24 protein-coding genes, 2 tRNA genes and 1 pseudogene are annotated in these 21,704 nt (G+C 66.2%); 9 read left to right on the forward strand and 18 right to left on the reverse strand.

Features of this window, described 5'->3' with window-relative positions:
• The first annotated feature begins 27 nt into the window (after nt 1-27).
• Nucleotides 28-564 (forward strand): YceD family protein, encoded by a 537-nt coding sequence (locus Q0O97_RS04550; RefSeq protein ID WP_294925536.1) that lies wholly within the window; start codon nt 28-30, stop codon nt 562-564.
• Here Q0O97_RS04550 and betA read toward each other — a convergent pair.
• From betA to betI, 3 genes are read right to left on the reverse strand one after another with little or no spacing between them, the layout of a single operon-like run.
• On the reverse strand, nt 561-2,219 hold the full coding sequence (betA, locus tag Q0O97_RS04555; protein WP_294925539.1) for a choline dehydrogenase: 1,659 nt from the start codon (nt 2,217-2,219) through the stop codon (nt 561-563). The two genes, Q0O97_RS04550 and betA, sit on opposite strands and share 4 nt — an antisense overlap.
• A 7-nt stretch (nt 2,220-2,226) precedes the next feature.
• Complete coding sequence (gene betB, locus Q0O97_RS04560) at nt 2,227-3,675, reverse strand: betaine-aldehyde dehydrogenase (protein ID WP_294925541.1); 1,449 nt, start codon at nt 3,673-3,675, stop codon at nt 2,227-2,229.
• Nucleotides 3,672-4,241: a transcriptional regulator BetI gene (betI, locus tag Q0O97_RS04565; protein WP_294925544.1), complete on the reverse strand. Its 570-nt coding sequence runs from the start codon at nt 4,239-4,241 to the stop codon at nt 3,672-3,674. Before betI ends, betB begins: the two co-directional genes overlap by 4 nt.
• A 90-nt stretch (nt 4,242-4,331) precedes the next feature.
• Between betI and choX the strand changes: the two genes are divergently transcribed.
• From choX to choV, 3 genes are all read left to right on the forward strand, one after another.
• Entirely contained in the window at nt 4,332-5,270 is a 939-nt protein-coding gene (choX, locus tag Q0O97_RS04570; protein ID WP_294925547.1) for a choline ABC transporter substrate-binding protein, read from the forward strand.
• Between the two features lie 252 nt (nt 5,271-5,522).
• On the forward strand, nt 5,523-6,374 hold the full coding sequence (gene choW / locus Q0O97_RS04575; protein WP_294925550.1) for a choline ABC transporter permease subunit: 852 nt from the start codon (nt 5,523-5,525) through the stop codon (nt 6,372-6,374).
• Nucleotides 6,367-7,395 (forward strand): choline ABC transporter ATP-binding protein, encoded by a 1,029-nt coding sequence (choV, locus tag Q0O97_RS04580; protein ID WP_294925553.1) that lies wholly within the window; start codon nt 6,367-6,369, stop codon nt 7,393-7,395. The genes choW and choV overlap by 8 nt, the downstream gene beginning before the upstream one ends.
• 13 nt (nt 7,396-7,408) lie before the next feature.
• On the opposite strand, the gene Q0O97_RS04585 is transcribed toward choV, so the two are convergent.
• Together Q0O97_RS04585 and Q0O97_RS04590 are read right to left on the reverse strand one after the other, a co-directional pair.
• Complete coding sequence (locus tag Q0O97_RS04585; protein WP_294925556.1) at nt 7,409-8,326, reverse strand: DMT family transporter; 918 nt, start codon at nt 8,324-8,326, stop codon at nt 7,409-7,411.
• Between the two features lie 43 nt (nt 8,327-8,369).
• Complete coding sequence (locus Q0O97_RS04590; protein WP_294925559.1) at nt 8,370-8,963, reverse strand: LysE/ArgO family amino acid transporter; 594 nt, start codon at nt 8,961-8,963, stop codon at nt 8,370-8,372.
• Nucleotides 8,964-9,053: 90 nt separating this feature from the next.
• Between Q0O97_RS04590 and Q0O97_RS04595 the strand changes: the two genes are divergently transcribed.
• Nucleotides 9,054-9,905: a LysR family transcriptional regulator ArgP gene (locus tag Q0O97_RS04595; protein ID WP_294925561.1), complete on the forward strand. Its 852-nt coding sequence runs from the start codon at nt 9,054-9,056 to the stop codon at nt 9,903-9,905.
• Between the two features lie 40 nt (nt 9,906-9,945).
• Here the strand turns inward: Q0O97_RS04595 and Q0O97_RS04600 are convergent, their stop codons facing one another.
• The 9 genes from Q0O97_RS04600 to Q0O97_RS04640 form a co-directional block, all read right to left on the reverse strand.
• The gene (locus Q0O97_RS04600; protein WP_294925564.1) at nt 9,946-10,686 is read right to left on the reverse strand and encodes a YebC/PmpR family DNA-binding transcriptional regulator; all 741 of its coding nucleotides are present in this window, start codon (nt 10,684-10,686) and stop codon (nt 9,946-9,948) included.
• Between the two features lie 46 nt (nt 10,687-10,732).
• Nucleotides 10,733-10,996, reverse strand: coding sequence for a ribbon-helix-helix domain-containing protein (locus tag Q0O97_RS04605; protein ID WP_294925567.1), 264 nt, complete (start codon nt 10,994-10,996; stop codon nt 10,733-10,735).
• Nucleotides 10,989-11,177 carry a DUF4169 family protein gene (locus Q0O97_RS04610; protein WP_294925569.1) on the reverse strand — a complete coding sequence of 63 codons (189 nt, stop codon included), beginning with the start codon at nt 11,175-11,177 and terminating at the stop codon, nt 10,989-10,991. Before Q0O97_RS04610 ends, Q0O97_RS04605 begins: the two co-directional genes overlap by 8 nt.
• Entirely contained in the window at nt 11,177-12,571 is a 1,395-nt protein-coding gene (fumC, locus tag Q0O97_RS04615; protein WP_294925572.1) for a class II fumarate hydratase, read from the reverse strand. The genes Q0O97_RS04610 and fumC overlap by 1 nt, the downstream gene beginning before the upstream one ends.
• Before the next feature lie 96 nt (nt 12,572-12,667).
• Nucleotides 12,668-13,135, reverse strand: coding sequence for a ClpXP protease specificity-enhancing factor SspB (locus Q0O97_RS04620; RefSeq protein WP_294925575.1), 468 nt, complete (start codon nt 13,133-13,135; stop codon nt 12,668-12,670).
• 163 nt (nt 13,136-13,298) lie between these two features.
• A tRNA-Asp gene (locus Q0O97_RS04625) sits at nt 13,299-13,375 on the reverse strand.
• A gap of 28 nt (nt 13,376-13,403) precedes the next feature.
• Nucleotides 13,404-13,480, reverse strand: a tRNA-Asp gene (locus Q0O97_RS04630).
• 170 nt (nt 13,481-13,650) lie between these two features.
• Nucleotides 13,651-14,559: a PRC-barrel domain-containing protein gene (locus Q0O97_RS04635; protein WP_294925578.1), complete on the reverse strand. Its 909-nt coding sequence runs from the start codon at nt 14,557-14,559 to the stop codon at nt 13,651-13,653.
• 123 nt (nt 14,560-14,682) lie between these two features.
• A complete protein-coding gene (locus Q0O97_RS04640) occupies nt 14,683-15,807 on the reverse strand; it encodes an anhydro-N-acetylmuramic acid kinase (RefSeq protein ID WP_294925581.1) in 1,125 nt (374 codons plus the stop codon).
• Between the two features lie 56 nt (nt 15,808-15,863).
• On the opposite strand from Q0O97_RS04640, the gene tyrS reads away from it, so the two are divergent.
• The gene (gene tyrS, locus Q0O97_RS04645) at nt 15,864-17,102 is read left to right on the forward strand and encodes a tyrosine--tRNA ligase (RefSeq protein ID WP_294925584.1); all 1,239 of its coding nucleotides are present in this window, start codon (nt 15,864-15,866) and stop codon (nt 17,100-17,102) included.
• Nucleotides 17,103-17,113: 11 nt separating this feature from the next.
• Here tyrS and Q0O97_RS04650 read toward each other — a convergent pair whose 3' ends face one another.
• Nucleotides 17,114-17,287 (reverse strand): hypothetical protein, encoded by a 174-nt coding sequence (locus tag Q0O97_RS04650; RefSeq protein ID WP_294925587.1) that lies wholly within the window; start codon nt 17,285-17,287, stop codon nt 17,114-17,116.
• Between the two features lie 100 nt (nt 17,288-17,387).
• Here Q0O97_RS04650 and Q0O97_RS04655 point away from each other — a divergent pair, with 100 nt between their 5' ends.
• Nucleotides 17,388-18,335: a Hint domain-containing protein gene (locus tag Q0O97_RS04655; protein ID WP_294925589.1), complete on the forward strand. Its 948-nt coding sequence runs from the start codon at nt 17,388-17,390 to the stop codon at nt 18,333-18,335.
• Between the two features lie 73 nt (nt 18,336-18,408).
• Here Q0O97_RS04655 and Q0O97_RS04660 read toward each other — a convergent pair whose 3' ends face one another.
• Together Q0O97_RS04660 and Q0O97_RS04665 are read right to left on the reverse strand one after the other, a co-directional pair.
• Entirely contained in the window at nt 18,409-19,002 is a 594-nt protein-coding gene (locus Q0O97_RS04660) for a peptidylprolyl isomerase (RefSeq protein WP_294925592.1), read from the reverse strand.
• Nucleotides 18,995-19,501 carry a peptidylprolyl isomerase gene (locus Q0O97_RS04665; protein WP_294925595.1) on the reverse strand — a complete coding sequence of 169 codons (507 nt, stop codon included), beginning with the start codon at nt 19,499-19,501 and terminating at the stop codon, nt 18,995-18,997. Before Q0O97_RS04665 ends, Q0O97_RS04660 begins: the two co-directional genes overlap by 8 nt.
• Nucleotides 19,502-19,669: 168 nt before the next feature.
• On the opposite strand from Q0O97_RS04665, the gene Q0O97_RS04670 reads away from it, so the two are divergent.
• Nucleotides 19,670-20,866, forward strand: coding sequence for a phosphoglycerate kinase (locus Q0O97_RS04670; RefSeq protein ID WP_294925597.1), 1,197 nt, complete (start codon nt 19,670-19,672; stop codon nt 20,864-20,866).
• 40 nt (nt 20,867-20,906) lie between these two features.
• Here the strand turns inward: Q0O97_RS04670 and Q0O97_RS04675 are convergent, their stop codons facing one another.
• Entirely contained in the window at nt 20,907-21,140 is a 234-nt protein-coding gene (locus Q0O97_RS04675) for a hypothetical protein (protein ID WP_294925600.1), read from the reverse strand.
• 200 nt (nt 21,141-21,340) lie between these two features.
• Between Q0O97_RS04675 and Q0O97_RS04680 the strand changes: the two are divergent.
• Nucleotides 21,341-21,704, forward strand: a pseudogene (locus tag Q0O97_RS04680) (fructose-bisphosphate aldolase); the annotation flags it as partial.

A 21,704-nucleotide genomic window follows, 5' to 3' on the forward strand; every position in this document is an offset into this window, starting at 1 on the left:
AAGAGCATAAACGGCAAAGGTCATCCGATGGCTTCTTCAGACAACAGCAGGACGCGGTTGCGCGTCGCCCACCTGAACCCCAACCGGCCCACGCCCTTCGTGCTGGCCCCCGATCAGCCCGCCCGCGCCGCGCTGGCGGCGGAACTGGGCCTGATCGACCTGCCCGCCCTGCGATTCGAGGGGCAGGTTTCGCCCGTCCACGACGACGCATGGCAGGTCGAGGGGCGCCTGCACGCCCGCGTCGTCCAGCCCTGCGTGGTGTCCTTGCAGCCCGTCGCTTCCGAACTGGAGGACGAGGTGCGGCTGGTCTTTTCCCCCCATGTCGCCCCGCCCGAGGGGGAAGAGACGGAAATGCCCGACGACGAACTTGAGCCGCTTGGCCAGTATATCGACATTGCCGCCATCATGGCCGAGGCGCTGGCGCTGGCGCTGCCCCTTTACCCCCGCGCGGCGGATGCCAGCCTCGAAGGCACGCTGCCCGAGGATCCGGCCACGGATGACGAGACCCGCCGCCCCTTCGCCGGGCTGGCGGACCTGCTGGCGAAAAGGCCCGGCAAGCCCTAGCTTGCCGGTCGTTGCAGCCGTTCCCAGTCCGGGACCATCCGGGGACCAAGATCCGACGGCGACAGCATCCCTTGCCCCAGAATATGATCGGCGGCCTTTTCGCCGGTCATGATCGAAGGCGCGTTGATATTGCCGTTCGTGATGCGCGGGAAGATCGAACTGTCGGCGACGCGCAGCCCCTCGACCCCGATCACGCGCAATTCCGGGTCCACCACGGCCAGCGGATCATCGGCCCGGCCCATGCGCGCGGTGCCACAGGGGTGAAAGGCCGATTCGGCATGATCGCGGATGAAGGCGTCGATCTGCGCATCGGTCTGCACCGATTCGCCGGGCTGAATCTCGGGTCCGCGATAGGGCGACATCGCGGGCTGGGCAAAGATTTCGCGCGTCAGGCGAAGGCAGGCGCGGAACTCGGTCCAGTCGTCGGGGTGGGACATGTAGTTGAAGCGTATCCGCGGCGCGGCCTGGGGGTCGGCGCCGTTCAGCCGCACCGAACCGCGCGATTTCGAGCGCATCGGCCCGACATGGACCTGGAAGCCGTGCCCCTCGGCCGAGGCGCGCCCGTCGTAGCGCACCGCCAGCGGCAGGAAATGATACTGGATATCGGGATATTCCACCCCCGGACGCGACCGGATGAAGCCGCAGCTTTCGAACTGGTTCGACGCCCCCAGCCCCTGCCCCGTCGCCATCCATTGCGCCCCGATCGAGCCTTTGCCCCAAAGGTTGTAATGGCTGTAAAGCGTCACCGGCTCAAGCGAACGGAACTGGATATAGACCTCCATATGGTCTTGCAGGTTGGCACCCACGCCGGGGCGGTCGATCAGCGGCGCGACCCCGTTTTCACGCAGGTGATCCGCCGGACCGATGCCCGACAGCATCAGCAGCTTGGGCGTGTTGATCGAGCTGGCCGAGACGATGACCTCGCGCGCGGCATGGACCGCCTGCGTCTTGCCGCCCGCGCGGATTTCCACGCCGATGGCGCGGTGCCCGTCGAACAGGATGCGCGTCGCCAAGCCGCGCCGCAGCCGCAGCAGCCCGGTTTTCAGCGCCGGGCGCAGATAGGCGTTGGCGGCGGACCAGCGGCGGCCTTCCCAGATGGTGGCCTCCATCGCGCCGAAACCTTCCTGCTGCGCGCCGTTGTAATCGTCCGTCACCGGATAGCCCGCCTCGCGCCCCGCCCGGATGAAGGCGTTGAACAGCGGGTTCTTGCGCGGCCCCCGCGTCACATGCAACGGTCCCGAAGTGCCGCGATAGTCGCTGACCGCGCTGTGCGAGTTCTCCATGCGGATGAAATAGGGCAGCACGTCTGCATAGGACCAGCCCGCGGCCCCCGCATCGCGCCAATGGTCGTAATCGCAGGCATGTCCGCGCACGAAAACCATGCCGTTGATCGAGGACGACCCCCCGATCACCTTGCCGCGCGGCGTCACCAGCCGCCGCCCGCCCAGATTGGGTTCGGGTTCCGACATGAAGCCCCAGTCGTAGCGGCTCATGTTCATGGGATAGGAAAGGGCGGCGGGCATCTGGATGAAGGGACCGGCATCGGTTCCACCATATTCGATCAGATCGACCCGGCATCCGGCCATCACAAGCCGGTAAGCCAGCGCGCAGCCGGCGGAACCGGCACCGATGATGACATATTCAGCGTTGCTCATTTCAACCTCAATAAGGGGCCTCGACCGGGCCGGTGCCCACATAGACGGATTTCAGTTGCGAATAATGCTCGATGGCCGCGGCCGAGTTCTCGCGCCCGATCCCCGATTGCTTGACGCCGCCGAAGGGGGCCTCGACCGGGGTCAGGTTATAGGCGTTGATCCAGCAGGTGCCCGCCTGCAAGGCCGCAACGACACGATGGGCGCGGGCCAGGTCGCGGGTAAAGACCCCGGCGGCAAGGCCGAAGCTGGTGGCATTGGCCCGCGTGACGGCCTCGGCTTCGTCGGTGAACCGCAGGACGGTCATCACCGGACCGAAGATTTCCTCGCGCGTGATGGTCATGTCGTCGCGGGCATCGGCAAAGACCGTGGGCGGGATGAAGGCCCCCTCGCCCGGCCCGCCGCAGACCAGCCGCGCGCCCTCGGCCAGACCCGAGGCGATGGCCGCGCGGATCTTTTCGGCCTGCGCGGGGCTGATGATGGGGCCGTGCTGCGTGGCCTCGTCCAGCGGATCGCCCATGCGCACATCGGCGCAGCGTTCCGCCAGCCGCGCCAGAAAGGCGTCGTGCAGCCCGTCCTGCACGAAAACCCGAGTCCCGTTGGAACAGACCTGCCCCGAGGAATAGAAATTCGCCAGGATCGCGGCGCCGACCGCATCCTCCAGGCTGGCATCGTCGAAAACGATCAGGGGCGACTTGCCGCCAAGCTCCATCGTGACATGGCGCATCCCCTCGGCGGCGGCGGCATAGACCTTGCGCCCCGTGGGAACCGAGCCGGTCAGCGAGACCTTGGCCACGCGCGGATCGGTGACCAGCGCCGCACCCACCGCGCCGCGCCCCTGCACGACGTTGAAGACCCCGGCGGGCATCCCGGCTTGCACGAAGATCTCGGCCAGCTTCAGCGCGCCAAGCGGCGTTTCCTCGCTTGGCTTGAAGACCATCGCATTGCCCATCGCCAGCGCAGGCGCGGATTTCCAGCAGGCGATCTGGCTGGGGTAGTTCCATGCGCCGATGCCCGCGCAGACGCCAAGCGGCTCGCGGATCGTATAGACGAAATCGCCGCCCAGCGGGATCATCTGGCCGGTGACCGTCGCGGCCAGCCCGGCGAAATATTCCAGCGCCTCGGCGCCCGAGGGCCAGTCGGCGACCCGCGTTTCCTGAATGGGCTTGCCGGTGTCCAGCGTTTCCAGCCGCGCCAGTTCCTCGGCCCGGTCATGGATGATCTGGACGGCGCGCGACAGGATGCGGCCACGTTCGACCGGGCGCAGCGCGGCCCATTCGGCCTGCGCGGACGCGGCGGCGCGGGTCGCGGCCTCGACTTGTGCGGGGGATGCCTCGCGCAATTGCGCGATCACCTCGCCCGTATAGGGATAGCGCACGTCCAGCGCGGGGCCTTCGCCCTCGACATATTCGCCGCCGATGAACAGGCTGGCGGGGGGGTGTGCGTTCGTTGCGCTCATTTCAGGACTTCCTTCAGATAGTCGCTTGCCATGCGTTCGGCCTTTCTGGGGTCGCTGTCGCCCGACAGCGCGGCGCGCAGGTAAACCCCGTCGATCAGCGCCCCCAGCGTCTCGGCCAGATCCGGGGCGCGCGCGCCAGTCAGGGGCCGCAGCGCCGCCACCAGGTTCGAGCGCAGCCGCAACCGATAGACCCGCAGAAGCCGCGCCGCCTCGGGTTCGACCAGCGCCAGCGCATAGAAGTTCATCCATGCGGCAATGGTCTCGCGCTCGAAGTTCGGGCGCGCGAAAGAGGCGTGCAGGATCGCGTCCAGCCGCTCTCGCGGGCTTTGCCCCGCCTCAGTCGCTGCGCGCACCGCGTCGCGGTAGCTGGTCAGGATCCGGCGCATCGAGGCCAGGAAGATCCGGGTCTTCGAGCCGAAATAATGATGCGCCAGCGCCGAGGAGACCCCCGCCTCGCGCGCGATCTGGGCCACCGTCACATCCAGCGAACCCGTCCGCCCGATGGTGCGGATCGCCGCCTCGATCAGGGCGGCCTTGCGCAGATGTTCTACCCCAGGTTTTGGCATTTCCTGCAATTTCCGTATAAAGCACTCGACGCGAGGCGATGTCTCTGTCTTAATTGACTCGTCAATCAATAACAAGGGAGCAAGCAAAACATGCACATTCGACCCTATGGCCTGGCCGCGGCACTGGCGATTCTCGCCGCCCCCGCAATGGCGGCGGAACCGGCCGAATGCCGCGACGTGGTGTTTTCGGATGTCGGCTGGACCGATATCACCGCCACGACGGCGCTGGCGACGACGGTGCTGGACGCGCTGGGCTACCAAAGCGAAATCAAGATCCTGTCGCTGCCCGTCACCTATACCGCTATGGCGCAGGGCGATGTGGACGTCTTTCTGGGCAACTGGATGCCCAGCCAGGAAAACGATATCCGCCCCTATCGCGACGCAGGCACGGTCGAGGTGCTGCGCACCAACCTGACCGGCGCGAAATACACGCTGGCGACGAATCAGGCTGGCGCCGACCTGGGCATCGGCGATTTCGCGGATCTTGCCGCCCATGCCGATGCGCTGGATGGCAAGATCTACGCAATCGAACCGGGCAATGACGGCAACCGCCTGCTGCTGGAAATGGTGGCCGAGGACCGCTATGGCACCGGCACCTTCGAGATCGTCGAATCAAGCGAGCAGGGCATGCTGGCGCAGGTCGCGCGTGCCGATTCGGCCGGCAATCCGGTCGTCTTCCTGGGGTGGGAGCCGCATCCGATGAACAGCCAGTTCCAGATGACCTACCTGGAAGGCGGCGACGACACCTTTGGCCCGGACCTGGGCGGCGCGACGGTGGACACCAACATCCGCCAGAACCTGACGCAGGACTGCCCCAACCTTGGCCAGTTCCTGTCCAATCTCGAATTCTCGCTGGAGATGGAGAACGAGATGATGGGCCGCATCCTCAACGACGGGCAGGAACCCGGCACCGCCGCGCGCGAATGGCTGGCCGCCAATCCCCAGGCCGCGACGCCGTGGCTGGAAGGCGTGACCACCTTCGACGGGCAGGATGCGAGTGCCGCCCTGGCCGGGTCGCTGGCCGATTAGACAGGGCCAAACAAATCGGGACAGGGCGGTCGGGCCGCCCTATGATGCGACACCCGGACCCGCCCGGCCCACCTGCCGGGCGCGTGTTCCGGCCCGCCTGGGGCCAACCCGGCGGCTTGATCCCGGTCGCGTCGATCCGACAGGCGCGATCCCCTTTTCCGTCACGTCCGCCAGGGCGCAGGACACGGCCACGACAGGCGTCAAGGGCCACCCACCGGGGCATCACGCCCGTCGCACCGGAACGGAGAACGAATGGAACAACTGACCCAGCTTTTGACGGCGACGAAGATCCCCGTCGGCAGGACGGCGAAACAGGTCTTCGACTGGCTGAACGCCAATGCCGCCCCTGTCTTCAACATCATATCCGGCGCGATGGAGTCGCTGATCGGCGGCATCCTGCATCTGCTCAGTTGGCCGCATCCGCTGGTCTTCACGCTGCTGGCCGTGGCGCTGACATGGTTTTTGCAACGCAACTGGAAGGTCTGCCTGCTGGTGGCGGCGGGCTTCCTGTTCATCCTGAACCAGAATTATTGGACGCCGACCATGCAGTCGCTGACGCTGGTGCTGTCGGCCTGCGTCGTCTGCATGGCCGTCGGCGTGCCCATCGGCATCGCGATGGCCCACCGTCCGCGCCTTTATGCATGGGTGCGCCCGGTGCTGGACCTGATGCAGACGCTGCCGACCTTCGTCTACCTGATCCCGGCCATCGTCTTTTTCGGCATCGGCATGGTGCCCGGCCTGATCGCGACGGTGATCTTCGTGCTGCCCGCGCCGATTCGCCTGACGCATCTGGGCATCTCGTCCACGCCGCCCGCGCTGGTCGATGCCGCCACCGCCTTCGGCGCGACCCGGCGGCAACTGCTGTGGAAGGTCGAACTGCCAAGCGCCATGCCCCAGATCATGGCGGGGCTGAACCAGACCATCATGCTGTCGCTATCGATGGTGGTGATCGCGGCGCTGGTCGGGGCCTCGGGGCTTGGGGTGCCGGTGGTGCGGGCGCTCAACAGCGTCAATACCGCGCTTGGGTTTGAAAGCGGGTTCATCATCGTCGTCGTGGCGATCATGCTGGACCGGATGATGAGGGTAAGCCGCAAAGATGACTGACAACCAGCAAGATCAACGCAACATGGTCGAGATCGACCGGGTCAACGTCGTCTTCGGCAGCCATCCCGAAGCCGCCCTGCCTCTGATGGATCAGGGGATGGAGCGTGACGCGATCAAGGCCGAAACCGACCAGGTCCTTGGCGTCCACGACTGTTCACTGAACGTCCGCCAGGGCGAGATCCTGGTGCTGATGGGCCTGTCCGGTTCGGGCAAGTCCACCCTGCTGCGCGCCATCAACCGGCTCAACCCCGTCTGCCGGGGCGAGGTGCGGATCTGGGACGGCTCGGACATGGTCTCGGTCACCGGCGCCAGCGCCGCGCAACTGCGCAAGCTGCGGCTGAAGAACATCTCGATGGTGTTCCAGCAATTCGGCCTGCTGCCCTGGCGCAGCGTGCGCGAGAACGTGGGCCTCGGGCTGGAACTGGCGGGCCTGCCCGCCGCCGAACGCCACCAGCGCGTCGAGGCCCAGCTTGAAACCGTGGGCCTCAGCGAATGGGCCGACCGCAAGGTGGGCGACCTGTCGGGCGGCATGCAGCAGCGCGTCGGCCTTGCCCGCGCCTTCGCGACCGAAGCGCCGATCCTGCTGATGGACGAACCCTTCAGCGCGCTGGATCCGCTGATCCGCACACGTTTGCAGGACGAATTGCTGGAACTGCAAGCCAGGATGCGCCGCACCATCATCTTCGTCAGCCACGACCTGGACGAGGCCTTCAAGCTGGGCAACCGCATCGCGCTGATGGAGGGCGGGCGCATTGTCCAGACCGGCACCGCGCATGACATCATCGCCAATCCGGCCAGCCCCTACGTCCAGCAATTCGTGGCCCATATGAACCCCTTGCAGGTCCTTCGGGCGGCGGATGTCGCGGAACCCGGCAGTGCCGAAGGCGCAGCCCTGCCCCGCGACCTGCCCCTGCGCGACGTGCTGCGCGACCTTTCCGCCCGCCCCTCGGCCCCGGTCGAGGGCGGGGGCCGCGTCACCCGCGAGGGCGTTCTGGCGGCGCTGGTCGCCTCACGCGACTGAACGGGGGGCCGGATCAGGACAGCCGTTCCGGCCCATCGACCGCCGGGGGCGTCACCGGCGCGCGGCGCGACGCCGCCTCGCGCCAGGTGATATAGGTGATCGCGCCGATCATCAGCCCGCCGCCGGCCAGCACCCAGCCATCGACCGCCTCGCCAAAGGCCAGCGCGCCCAGCAGGCTGGCCCACAGCAGTTGCAGGAAGGTCACCGGCTGCGTCACGATCAGCGGGGCCGCCATGAAGGCGCGCGTCATCGCGTAATGGCCCAGCGTGGCAAAGGCGGCGGTCCCGGCCAGAACCAGCAGTTGCACCATGCCGGGCGCGACCCAGTTCATCGCCGCCACCGGCGCCAGCACGGCGCAGACGACCAGCGACATCATCGCCACCACGACCGAGGCCGGGACCAGGTCGGACAGCCGCTTGGCGACCAGATATGAGACGCCGAAGATCACCGCCGCCCCGATCTGCGAGACATGACCCGGCGCCAGCTCGCGTATTCCCGGCCGCAGCACGATCATCGCGCCCGCCAGCGCCACACCGATGGCCAGCGCACGGCGCCATGAGATCGTCTCGCCCATCACCAGCGCCGCACCGATGGTCACGATGATGGGGTTGAGGTAACCGATCGCCGTCACCTCGGCCACGGTGATGCGGGCCATCGCGAAAAACCACATCAGCACGCCCAGCGCATGCAACCCGCCGCGCAGCGCGAACAACCCCCAGACCCGCGCCGAAAATCCGCGCCGCAGCGCAGGCAGCAGGACCGGCAGCGTGAACAGCGCCCCGAAGGCAAAGCGCAGAAAGGCTGCCTCGGCAGTGGGCAGCGAGGTGCCCAGCCAGCGCACGCTGCCATTGACCGCGACGAAGCTCAGCCCCGCCGCCATCATCCAGCCGATTCCCGCCAGATCGTTCCTGCCTGCCACCTGCTCGCCCATGCCGGGCAACGTGGCCCAGGGCCGGGGGCTTGGCAAGCGCGATTCACAAGACCAGGCTGGCCGCGATCATCCACATCACCACCGCCACGCCAAGATCCAGCACCCGCCAGGCCACGGGCCGCGCAAAGACCGGCGCCAGCAGCCTCGCCCCGAAACCAAGCGCGGCGAAGAAACTCAGCGAAGCCAGGACCGCCCCCGCCGCAAAACCATGCTTGTCCGGCCAGCGCGCCGAAACCGCGCCCATCAGGACCACCGTATCCAGATAGACATGCGGGTTCAGCCATGTCAGCGCCGCAAGGGCCAGCAGGGTGCGCGGCAGGCCCTGCCCCGCCCCGCCCGAGGCCCGAAGCGCGCTGGCCCCCGACCATGCCGAAACAAAGGCCCGCAACCCGTAAAGCACCAAAAACGCCGCCCCGCCCCAGCGCAGCACCGGCATCAGCCAACCCGCACGCCCCGACAAGGCCCCCGCGCCGAAGACCCCCACCGAAATCAGCATCGCATCCGAGACCGCGCAGAACAGCACCACCGCCAGGACATGCTGCCGGACCAGCCCTTGCCGCAAGACAAAGGCATTCTGCGCCCCTATCGCCGCAATCAGCGACAGGCAGAAAAGAAACCCCGCAAGAAACGCCTGCATCCCGACCTCCGACCCCGTGGAAAGCAAGCAGTTGCCCCAGCCCGCCGGATCATTCAAATTAAATTAACTGGACATGATTAAGAAAAACTGATGCTCGACTATCCCGCCCTGCGCGCCCTTGCCGAAATCATCCGACGCGGCTCGTTCGAGGCGGCGGCGGCCAGCCTGAACCTCACCCCCTCGGCGGTCTCGCAACGCATCAAGGGGCTTGAGGAACGGATGGGCGCCGTCCTCATCCTGCGCGGACCACCGGCAACAGGCACCCCCGAGGGGCTGCGCCTGATGCAGCATCTCGACCAGGTGCAACTGCTGGAACAGGGCCTTGCGCCGACATTGCGCCCGGTTGACGGCCCGGCGGTCCTCAGGATCGCGGTCAACGCCGACAGCCTCGCGACATGGTTCCCGGCGGCGATGACCGCGCTGCCGCTGCGCTACGACTTGGTGATCGACGACCAGGACCACGCGCGCGAATGGCTGCGCAGCGGCCACGTTTCGGCGGCGATCACCTCGGACCCCGATCCGGTCGGGGGCTGCGACGCCTACCCCTTGGGCCATATGCGCTACCTCGCGATGGCGACGCCCGAATTCATCCGCCGCCACTTCCCCCAGGGCATCACGCCGCAGGCCCTTGCGACCGCGCCCGCCGTCATCTTCAACGCCAAGGATGCGCTGCAAGCCCGATGGGCCAGGCTTGCCACCGGCCATCGCCCCAGCCTCGCCGGCCACATGATCCCCTCGTCCGAGGCCTTTGCGAAAGCCGTGGCCCTCGGCCTCGGCTGGGGCATGATCCCGCAGGCAATGCGGACGCCCGGCCTGCACCCGCTGGCCGGCCCACCGCTCGACGTGCCGCTCTATTGGCAGGTCACGCGCGCCATCGCGGGCGCCATCACCCCGCTGACCTCGGCAATCAGGAAAAGGGCCGCAGATTCCCTGCGACCCTGATTTCTTCATCACCCAAATACCCAAAACGCAACGGCGCAACTCAAAGCTGCGCGGCAACTTCCTCGGGGATGTCGAAGTTGCCGGTGACGTTCTGCACGTCGTCGTCATCCTCCAGCGCGTCGATCAGCTTCATCAGCTTGGTGGCCGTTTCCAGGTCGATCATCGTCGGCGCCTGCGGCTTCCAGATCAGCTTGGCGGATTCCGATTCGCCTAAAACCGCCTCCAGCGCCTGCGAGACCTCGGCCAGATCGGTGTCGGCGGTATAGATCCAATGGCCGCCCTCGTCGCTCTGCACGTCGTCGGCCCCGGCCTCGATGGCGGCCTCCATCACCGTATCTGCATCGCCCGCGCCGGCAGGATACATGATCTCGCCCACCCGGTCGAACATGAAGCTGACCGAACCCGTCTGCCCCAGGTCGCCGCCATGCTTGGTGAAATAGCTGCGCACGTTGGACGCCGTGCGGTTGCGGTTGTCGGTCATCGCCTCGACGATGATGGCGATGCCGTTGGGGCCGTAGCCCTCATAGCGGATCTCGTCGTAGTTCTCGGCATCGCCGCCCTGCGATTTCTTGATCGCGCGGTCGATCACGTCCTTGGGGACCGAGTTCGACTTGGCTTCCTTCACCGCCAGCCGCAGGCGCGGGTTCTTCTCGGGGTCGGGATCGCCCATCTTCGCGGCGACGGTGATTTCCTTGGAAAGCTTGGAAAACAGTTTCGAGCGCGCCGCATCCTGACGCCCCTTGCGGTGCTGGATGTTCGCCCATTTGGAATGGCCTGCCATGTGCCCTTTTCCCGTATGTCCTGAAAATGATGTATCGAGGGCGCTTCTATGCCCCGCCGTCCGATGCCGCAAGCGTCCCGGCCGATTTCACCCCGGCCAGCACGAACAGGCGGATCGCCGTCGCCAGCCCCACGTCCGGAGGGCGCGCATGATCGATAGCGGCGATCAGCCCCGCCGGGCTGATCCCGTTCATGCGCGCAAGATTGCGCAACTCGACCCAGAACGCATCTTCCAGCGAAACGCTGGTGCGATGCCCGTCGATGGTGACCGAGCGTTTGCGGGGCGCGTCCAGCGGCGGCAGGTCAATCATCCTCGCCCCCCAGCCGATGCGCATCCAGATGGGCCTCGGCGCGGGCGGCATCCGCGTCCTCCGCCGCCTTCTGCGCCCGCGTGCGCCCGAATTTCACGGCATTTTCATCGCCCTGCCGTCGGGCGGCGTCGCGGGCGGCGGATTTGCGCGCCGCCCGCAGGTTGATCACCTTGCCCGTCATCAATCCTCGGGACCGACCATCTGCTCGGGGCGGACGACGCGGTCGAAGGTCTCGGCATCGACGAAGCCCAGATTGATCGCCTCTTCGCGCAGGGTGGTTCCGTTCTTGTGGGCGGTCTTGGCGACCTTGGTGGCGTTGTCATAGCCGATGGTCGGCGCCAGCGCCGTCACCAGCATCAGCGATTCCTTCATCAGCCGGTCGATACGCTCGACATTGGCCTGCGTGCCCACGACCATGTTGTCGGTGAAGGAACCCGCCGCATCGCCCAGAAGCTGCATGGATTGCAACACGTTGTAGGACATCATCGGGTTGTAGACGTTCAGTTCGAAATGGCCCTGCGAGCCGGCGAAGCCCACCGCCGCGTCATTGCCCATGACATGGGCGCAGACCATCGTCAGCGCCTCGGCCTGGGTCGGGTTGACCTTGCCCGGCATGATCGAGGAACCCGGCTCGTTTTCCGGCAGGATCAACTCGCCCAGACCCGAACGGGGGCCGGAGCCCAGCAGCCGCATGTCGTTGGCGATCTTGAACAGGCTGCCCGCCACGGTCTTGAGCGCGCCCGAGAACATCACCATCGCGTCATGCGCGGCCAGCGATTCGAACTTGTTGGGCGCGGTGATGAAAGGCAGGTCCGTGATCTCGGCGATCTTGGCCGCGATGGCGACGTCCCAGCCTTTTTTCGTGTTCAGCCCGGTGCCGACGGCGGTGCCGCCCTGCGCCAGTTCGTAGATGTCGGGCAGGCACATCTTCACCCGCTCGATCCCCTTGGCGACCTGATGGGCGTAGCCGCCGAATTCCTGCCCGAGCGTCAGGGGCGTCGCGTCCTGCGTATGGGTGCGGCCGATCTTGATGATGTCCTTGAACTCATCCGATTTCGCGGCCAGCGCCTTGTGCAGCTTTTCCAGCCCCGGCAGCAGCACGTCGCGCGCCTGCATGGCGATGGCGACATGCATCGCGGTCGGAAAGGTGTCGTTGCTGGACTGGCCCATGTTGCAATGATCGTTGGGGTGGACGGGTTTCTTGGAACCCATCTCGCCGCCCAGGATCTCGATGGCGCGGTTGCCGATCACCTCGTTGGCGTTCATGTTCGACTGCGTGCCCGAACCCGTCTGCCAGACGACCAGCGGGAAGTTGTCGTCGAACTTGCCCGCCACGACCTCGGAAGCCGCCTGCACGATCGCGCGGCCCAGTTCCGCGTCCAGCTTGCCGGTTGCCATGTTCACCTCGGCGCAGGCTTGCTTGACGACGCCAAGCGCGCGGATGACCGGCACCGGCTGGCGTTCCCAGCCGATGGGGAAGTTCTGGATGGAACGCTGCGTCTGCGCGCCCCAGTATTTGTCGGCGGGAACTTCAAGCGGGCCGAAGCTGTCGGTTTCGGTGCGGGTTTGGGACATCACGGAACTCCTCAACGATCTGCGAGAGGTTCTAGACCGCCGGCCACCGATTGGCAATTCGCATGCCGTTGCATGCCGAACGCCATGAGGGGCGGGCTATTTGCGCCACTTGTCCAGACTGACCACCTCGCCCGAGGGGCGGGGGGATTCCTCGGCATCCTCGATCTCGATCCCGCCTTCGTCGTCGTCAGAGGCGTCCTCGTCCTCATCCGACTGGGTTTCAAACCGCAGCCCGAACTCGACCGAGGGATCGACGAAGGTGCGCAGCGCGTCAAAGGGAATGTGCAACGGCTCGGGCGCATTGCCGAAGTTCAGCGTGATGTCGAAGCTGTCGTCATGCACGGTCAGGTTGTCGAACCAATGCTGGATGACGATGGTCATTTCCTCGGGGTAGCGTTCGCGCAGCCAGTCGGCCATCTCGACCCCGGAATCGCGCGTGTCGAAGGTGATGAAGAAATGATGTTCGCCCGGCAGCCCGTCCCGAGCCACCTCGCGCAGGACGTCGGCGATCAGGCCCTGCATGGCACGGTGCATCATCCCGCCATAATCGATTCCGCCTGCCATGATCTTCCTCTTGCTTGACTGCCTTGCAGCATAGGGCAATGCGAGTGGATGAAAAGCCCCACAGCCATGCCGCAAGGTGATTTTATGATTGCGGCCCGGACTGCGGCCCGGAACGAAAAACGCGCCGCGAAGGGCGGCGCTGTCGGGATTTTTCCGTTGAAAGTGGCGCGGTTGACGGGGCTCGAACCCGCGACCCCCGGCGTGACAGGCCGGTACTCTAACCAACTGAGCTACAACCGCGCAGGTCGGGCGATTTTCATGGTGGTGGTGGCGCGGTTGACGGGGCTCGAACCCGCGACCCCCGGCGTGACAGGCCGGTACTCTAACCAACTGAGCTACAACCGCGCAGACCACCTCTGGATCGCCATCCAGAGTGCGTGGGGTTTACGCAGCCCGATGCGGGGCGTCAAGTGGCAAGATCCGGTTTTGCGCAGAATTCTTTGCCACGGGGGAATGGCGTCGAAAAAGGGGCGCCGCGGGGCGCCCCTGTTGCCGTTGGGAAGGATCCCGCCCGTTCAGCGGCGGACCGAAGCCGTTTCAAAATCGGGCAGCGCCTGCAACTCTTCCTTGGTGAAGCTGGTCAGGAAGAACCAGTCCTCTTCGATATTGGTCAGAACCAGCGCATCGGTTCCCAGCAGCACCTGCTTGGCGCCGATACCAAGGAAGCCGCCGATATCGGCCAGGTAGCCGACGACCTGCCCATCATCGTCCAGCACCACGTCCTGGACCTTGGCAATGTCCTGCCAGTCCTCGGGGCGTTCGCTCATCCCGCCACCTTCGGCAGCCGAGGTATCGCCGCCATTGGTCGTCCAGATGCGGCGATTCGTCAGCCACGAGCCGGTCGTGCCGGGATTCGTCTCGCTGATCGACGGGGCGCTGACATCGGGGGCGACGACGGGCGCCGCCTCGGGATCCGCCATCGGGTCGGCGGCGGGATCGGCCAGCGGGTCAGCCGCAGGGTCGGCCATCGGATCAGCAGCGGGGTCGGCCAGCGGATCGGCGGCAGGGTCGGCCAGCGGGTCCGCAGCGGGGTCCGTCACGGGATCGGCTGCGGGGTCCATTGCGGGATCGGTGGCCGGTGCGCTGTCCGAACCCTCGGGCGTCTCATCCAGCGGCGCGTCGGTGGTCTCGGTCCCCCATTGGGCCAGGCCGCCCGAAGCGTTTTCGCCGGGATCCTCGGCCTGATCGGCGGCGTCCTGCGCCTCGGCGGCGGCATCCTCGGCCTGCTGGGCCGCGTCCTGCGCGGCATCGGCGGCGTCAGAGGCCGCGCCATCGGGCGCCGCATCGCCCAGCGGGGGATCGACCTGCTCGGCAGGCATTTGTTGGGTAGGAACCGCAGGGTCCTGGTCAGGGCTTTCGGACACTTGAGCAAGGGCCGCGCCCGAAAGCGCCAGGCTGGTTGCGGCGATTACGAAGGTTTTCATCGTTCTTGTCCTTTTCCAGACTGATCTGCGCAGGTCCGCGTCGGGGACCGCTGGCCAATCAACCCGCGCATCGCCGATTCCGTTCCCCGGCATCCGCGTGAAAAGGCACGACATTGCCGCCACTTATGCGGTTTTCCGCCGATCGGGCCAACTGATGCGGCCGCCGCAGGCCGGTTGCGGCACGCCCGTCGTCCCCGGCCCCGAGGTGGGCATTGCGCGCAGCACACGCAGGGCCAGCCAGCCGAAAGCCTGCGCCTCAAGCATGTCGCCATCCAGCCCCGCCGCCTCGACCGGCAGGACCGGCAGCGCAAGGCGGCGGGCCAGTGCCGCCATCATCGCCGCATTGTGACGCCCGCCACCGCAAACAAGCACCTGCGCGGGCGGGGCGGGCAGCCAGTCCAGCGCGCAGGCGACGGATGCCGCCGCCGCCTCGGTCAGGGTCGCGGCGGCATCCGCATCGGACAGCCCCGCCACCTGCGCGACCTGCGCCGCGAAGGCGTCGCGGTCCAGCGATTTGGGCGGCTGGCGGCGGAAATAGGGGTGGTCGAGGAAAGCGGCGATGACGCCCGCGTCGGCCTGCCCCAACTGCGCCAGCGCACCGCCTTCGTCGCGCGCCAGCCCGCGACGGGCGCGCATCAGGTCATTTATCGGCGCATTGGCCGGGCCGGTGTCGAAGGCAAGGCAGGCGCCGGGGGATTCGGGCGCGGCGGCGCGGGGGTCCACCCAGGTCAGGTTGCCGACGCCGCCAAGGTTCAGGAAGGCGACCGGCGCGGGATCCAGCCGCCCCCGCCCGACCGCCCAATCGGCGCAGGCCCAGTGAAAGAAGGGCGCAAGCGGCGCGCCCTCGCCGCCCTGCCGGACATCCTCGGACCGGAAATCCCAGACCACGGGGCGGCCCGTCTCGCGCGCAAGCGCGGCACCGTCGCCCGCCTGATGGGTGCGGCGCCGCTTCGGATCATGGGCCAGCGTCTGGCCGTGATAGCCGATCAGCGCCGCCTGCGGAAAGTCGCGCGCAAGCGCCGCATGGGTGGCGACGGACAGCCCCGCGGCCTCTGCCACGCCCTGCCCGCCCGGCCAGCGCCCGAGCGCCGCGTGCAGCACCGCCGATTCATTGCCCGAATAGGCGCGGTAGCCGCTGGCGCCAAAGCCCGCGATGCGCCGCCCGTCGGTGCGGATCATCGCTGCGTCCACCCCGTCCAGCGAGGTTCCCGACATCATGCCCAGAACATCGACGAATCCGTCTCTCATGGCTTTTCCTTCCCTGCCCCCGCCGGTATATCCGCCCCATCAGAAAGGGAAAGACGATGACATACCGTGCCAAATCCGAATTCCTGCGCATCATGGTCGAGCGCGGCTATCTGGCCGATTGCACCGACATGCAGGCGCTGGACGAAGCCCTGATCGAAGGCCCGGTAACCGCTTATATCGGCTATGACGCGACGGCGGCCAGCCTGCATGTCGGCCACCTTCTGAACATCATGATGCTGCGCTGGTTCCAGAAGACCGGCAACCGTCCGATCACCCTGATGGGCGGCGGCACGACCAAGGTGGGCGATCCGTCCTTTCGCAGCGACGAACGCCCGCTGCTGGACGATGCCGCGATCCAGCGCAATATCGACGGGATGGGGCAGGTCTTTGCCCGCTACCTCGACTATGGCGAGGCGGGCGCGCGGATGCTCAACAACGCCGAATGGCTGGACGGGCTGAACTACCTGGATTTCCTGCGCGACATCGGGCGGCATTTTTCCGTCAACCGGATGCTGTCCTTTGAATCGGTCAAGTCCCGGCTGGACCGCGAGCAGTCGCTAAGCTTCCTTGAGTTCAACTACATGATCCTGCAAGCTTATGACTTCCTTGAGCTTTACCGGCGTTACGACTGCCGTTTGCAGATGGGCGGCAGCGATCAGTGGGGCAATATCGTCAACGGCATCGACCTGACGCGCCGGATCCTGGACCGCGAGATCTGGGGCCTGACCTCGCCCCTGCTGACCACCTCGGACGGGCGCAAGATGGGCAAATCGGCCAGCGGCGCGACCTGGCTGAACGGCGAGATGCTGTCGCCCTATGAATTCTGGCAGTTCTGGCGCAACTCGACCGATGCCGACGTGGGCCGGTTCCTGAAGCTTTACACCGAACTGCCGGTCGAGGAATGCGACCGCCTGGGCGCGCTGCAAGGATCCGAGATCAACGAGGCCAAGATCATCCTGGCCAACCATGTCACGACGCTGCTGCACGGCGCCGAAGCCGCCGCCAGCGCCGAAGCGACCGCGCGCGAGGTCTTTGAACAGGGCGGCGCGGGCGGCGACCTCGAGGTGGTGACGATCGGCGCCGATGCCCTGCCGCTGTCGGTGGTGCAGCTTCTGGCCCAGACCGGCATCGCGGCCTCGGGCAAGGAAGCCAAGCGCCTGATCGCCGAGGGCGGGTTGCGGCTGAACAACGATGCCGTCGGCGATCCGCAACTGACCGTGGACGCGGGGCTGATCGGCGACGGGCTGAAGGTCTCGGTCGGCAAGAAGAAGCACCGGATGGTCAAGATCGGCTGACCATATTGGCATCAACAAGGCGGGCCAGCGGGAAATCGCTGGCCTTTTTCCTGTCCGCCGCCTCGGATAACGCGAATATTCTTGACCGGCGGCGGCTTACCGGCGAAACGATATTCCATCGACCAGCTTTCGCTGGCCGATTCGATGAGCGGAATGCCGTCTGTTTTCTGATTGATCGCCAGCACAAGCCCGCGATCCGCGAATGCTACACGCCATCCCCTTCATCAACTTCATCGGCGCTCCGGCAAGGGCGTCTGTTACTGATGTCATGAACGGAGGGCCGGAATGGCGGACTTCACGATAAATGCAGATTCCTTTGGCGCATTCTATGAAAATGTCGGCAACAACGGAACGGATGACAATGTCACCGTCAACATAGGTCCGAATTTTTCCGGAACGATTACGGTCGATTCCCAACCTGCTGATGGAGAATACGACAACACCACCATCAATATTCCGGACGGCTGGCGCCTTGAGGTGGTCAATCTTGTCGAGGACGACGGCACGGAAGATCCTTCCTTCAAGGATATTTCCTATAAGGTGTTCCGCGCTGACGGAAGTGAGGCCGGCACCCTCAGCATACGGGCCAATAACATCCAGGGCGCCCCCGTCCCCTGCTTTGCCCGCGGCACGCTGATCGACACGCCCGACGGCCCCACGACCATCGAAGACCTCAAGCGCGGCGATCTGGTGCTGACGCGCGACAACGGCCCGCAGCCCATCCGCTGGATCGGATCGACGAAACTGGCCGCGCTGCAATTGATGCGGAACGGCAAGCTGCGCCCCATCCGTATCGTGGCGGGTGCTTTGGGCAATGGCCTGCCGTCCAGCGATCTGATGGTCTCGCCGCAGCACCGGGTTCTGGTGCGCTCGCGCATCGCGCAAAAGATGTTCGGCACGGATGAGGTTCTGGTCGCCGCCAAGCAGCTTTTGCAGGTCGAGGGCGTGGATATCGCCGCCGACATCGAATCGGTCGAATATTTCCACATGCTGTTCGACCGGCACGAGGTGGTGGTCTCGAACGGCGCGGAAACCGAATCGCTCTATACCGGACCCGAGGCGCTGAAAGCCCTGCCGCCCGCGGCGGTCGAGGAAATCTTTACGCTGTTTCCCGAATTGCGCGCCCACGGCCACAAGACGACGCCGGCGCGGGTGCTGGCCTCGGGGCGGCGGGGCCGCAACCTGGCGATCCGCCATATCCAGAACGGCAAGGCGCTGGTCGCCACCCCCTGACAGGGCCGGCCAACAGCACGACCAATTCAGCGAAATCCGTGAAAGGGGGCGCAGGCAGCGCCCCCTTCCTGCATCATTCCTCGACCGTCACGCTCAGCATGTAGTCGGGGCCGACGACCGCGCCATTGGCGGCAGGATCGCCCTTCTTGATGCTGTTCAGCACGTCCCAACCATCGACCAGTTGGCCGACCACGGTATATTGCCCGTCCAGGAACTCAGCCGGGGCAAGGTCGATGAAGAACTGGCTGTTGGCGCTGTCAGGGCTTTGCGAACGCGCCATGCCGACGGTGCCCGCCTGAAACGAGACGTCGTTGAACTCGGCCTTCAGGTCGGGCAGGTCGGATCCGCCCATGCCCGCGCGGCTGGTGTCGCCGTCCTGCTTGCCGAACTGCACGTCGCCCGTCTGCGCCATGAAACCGTCGATCACCCGGTGGAACACCACCCCGTCATAGGCGCCGGAACCGGCCAGCGTCACCAGGCGCTCGACATGGTTCGGGGCCTTGTCGGGGTAAAGGTCCAGCACGATCCGGCCCTTGGACGTGCCCGAGGCATCGGCGACCTCGATCACCAGGTTCGGGCCGGGACCATCGGTCACGCCCGGCAAGCCCTGAGCCTGCGCGGCGCCCGCCGCCAGGACCAGCGCGGGGATCAGCGCCGCCTTACGCATCGGCGGCCACCTTGACCGAAATCATGCGGTCGGGATTGGCAGGCGGCTCGCCGCGCACGATCGCATCGACATGCTCCATCCCCTCGATCACGCGACCATAGACGGTATATTGGCCGTTCAGGAAATGGTTGTCCTTGAAGTTGATGAAGAACTGGCTGTTGGCGCTGTTGGGGTTCATCGACCGTGCCGCGCCAAGCGTGCCGCGGTCATGGGGCAGCTTGGAAAACTCGGCCGGAAGGTCGGGAAGGTCCGAACCGCCGGTGCCGGCGCGGCCCGGATTGTAATCCTTTTCCATATTCGCATGCTGCACGTCGCCCGTCTGCGCCATGAAGCCGTCGATCACGCGGTGGAAGGCGACGTTGTCATAGGCGCCGGCGCGGGCCAGTTCCTTCATGCGCGCGCTGTGCTGGGGGGCGACTTCGGGCAGAAGCTCGATCACCACCGGGCCGTCCTTCAGCTCGATGATGACGGTGTTTTCGGGGTCCTTGATCTCGGCCATCGACGATTCCTCTGTTTTTGGTTTCCCGTAAGGGTTAAGCCTTTCATCCGTCCTGGACAACGGGACAAGTCGGATTACCGCCTGCCGCGGCGGGGATCGGTTGACGAAAATGTCAACTTGTCGGAAAAACCCGCCAAGGCCCGAAAGACCGCAAAAGGACGCAAGCCAATGGCAGATTTCAATACCATCGACGACCTCGACCTTGACGGCAAGGTCGTCCTGACGCGCGTGGACATCAACGTCCCGGTCGAGAACGGCACGGTGACCGACGCCACCCGGATCGAGCGGATCGTGCCCACGGTCAAGGCCATCCAGGCCAAGGGCGGCATCCCCGTCCTGCTGGCGCATTTCGACCGCCCCAAGGGCAAGCATGTCCCGGAAATGAGCCTGCGCCAGTTGGTGCCCGCGCTGGAAGCCGCCCTTGGCCAGCCCGTGAAATTCGCCGAGGAAGCCATCGGCGGCCCGGCCAAGCGCGCCGTGGGCGACCTGGCGGCGGGCGATGTGCTGCTGCTGGAAAACACCCGCTTCTATCCGGGCGAGGAACAGAACGACGCGACCTTCGCCGCCTCGCTGGCCGCGCTTGGGCAGGTCTATGTGAACGACGCCTTTTCGGCCGCCCACCGTGCCCATGCCTCGACCGAGGGTATCGCGCGGCTGCTGCCCGCCGCCGCAGGGCGGCTGATGGAGGCCGAGTTGAACGCGCTGGACGCCGCCCTCGGCAACCCCGAGCGCCCGGTCGCGGCGGTGGTCGGTGGCGCGAAAGTGTCCACCAAGCTGGAGCTTCTGACCAACCTGATCGAGAAGGTTGAACATCTCGTGATCGGGGGCGGCATGGCCAATACCTTCCTGGTCGCGCAGGGGATCGAGGTCGGCAAGTCGCTGGCCGAACGCGACATGGCCGATACCGCGCGCGAGATCCTGGCGAAATCGGAAAGCACCGGCTGCACCATCCACCTGCCGGTCGATATCGTCGTGGCGCGGGAATTTGCGGAAAACGCGCCCTCCGAAGTGCTGCCCGCCGGCGAATGCCCGAGCGACGCGATGATTCTGGACGCAGGTCCCCGGACGGTCGAGGCGATCCGCGCGACCTTCGCCCAATCGCGCACATTGATCTGGAACGGCCCGCTTGGCGCCTTCGAGATCGCCCCCTTCGACACCGCCACCAATGCCGCGGCCCAGTCCGCAGCCGAGTTGACGCGCGAGGGCAAGCTGGTTTCGGTCGCGGGCGGCGGCGATACCGTGGCCGCGCTGAACAAGGCGGGCGTGGCCGGGGACTTCACCTATATCTCGACCGCGGGCGGCGCTTTCCTGGAATGGATGGAGGGCAAGGAACTGCCCGGCGTCGCCGCCCTGCTCAAACGCTGATCGGGCAAGCGAAAGGGGCCATTGCGGCCCCTTTTTCGTCTTACTCGGCTGCGGCCGGTGCATCCTCGGGCGGCAATGGCTCGGTCGCCGCTTGCGGGCCGTCGGCGGTCGGGGCCTCGGGCGTCTCGATACGCGAGACGTCGCCTTCCTCGGAAGGGTCCGAGCGCGTGAACCAGACCGCAGCGATCGCCACGAGGATCAGCACGATGATGATTCCCGCGATCGGGCCGGGGTGACGGCGCGCAGCGCGCTCGGGTTCGGTGTTGTGGCTCATCCGGGTCTCCTCTGCGTCTGGACGAAAAACGCCCCAACCGGCGCAAGGTTCCTGTTTTGGCGGGCGAAACCGCGGCGGTGCCCCCGCGCATCGGCAAAAAACCGGAAACCTTGGCCCGCTTGGGGAAGTTAGCGCAACCGGCGTTGCCCTTGGGGCACGGTCTGGTAAGGAGCAGGGCAATCTCGTTACTGGAGTTTCCCATGCAAATGACCGATACCGTTCGCAAGATCCTGGCCAATTACGAAGGCGAGACGCCGGGGGTAAAGGCGCAGCTTGCCCGTATGCTGATGACCGGGAAACTGGCCGGCACCGGCAAGATGATCATCCTGCCCGTCGATCAGGGCTTTGAGCACGGCCCGGCGCGCAGCTTTGCCCCGAACCCGGCGGGCTACGATCCGCATTATCACTATCAGCTTGCCATCGACGCGGGGCTGAACGCCTATGCCGCGCCGCTTGGCATGATCGAGGCAGGGGCCGACAGTTTCGCGGGCCAGATCCCGACCATCCTGAAGGTCAACAGCGCCAATTCGCTGATGTCGGGCACGGCGGGCAAGAACCAGGCGG

This window comes from uncultured Paracoccus sp., assembly GCF_945915435.1.
In the GTDB taxonomy this organism is placed as follows: domain Bacteria; phylum Pseudomonadota; class Alphaproteobacteria; order Rhodobacterales; family Rhodobacteraceae; genus Paracoccus.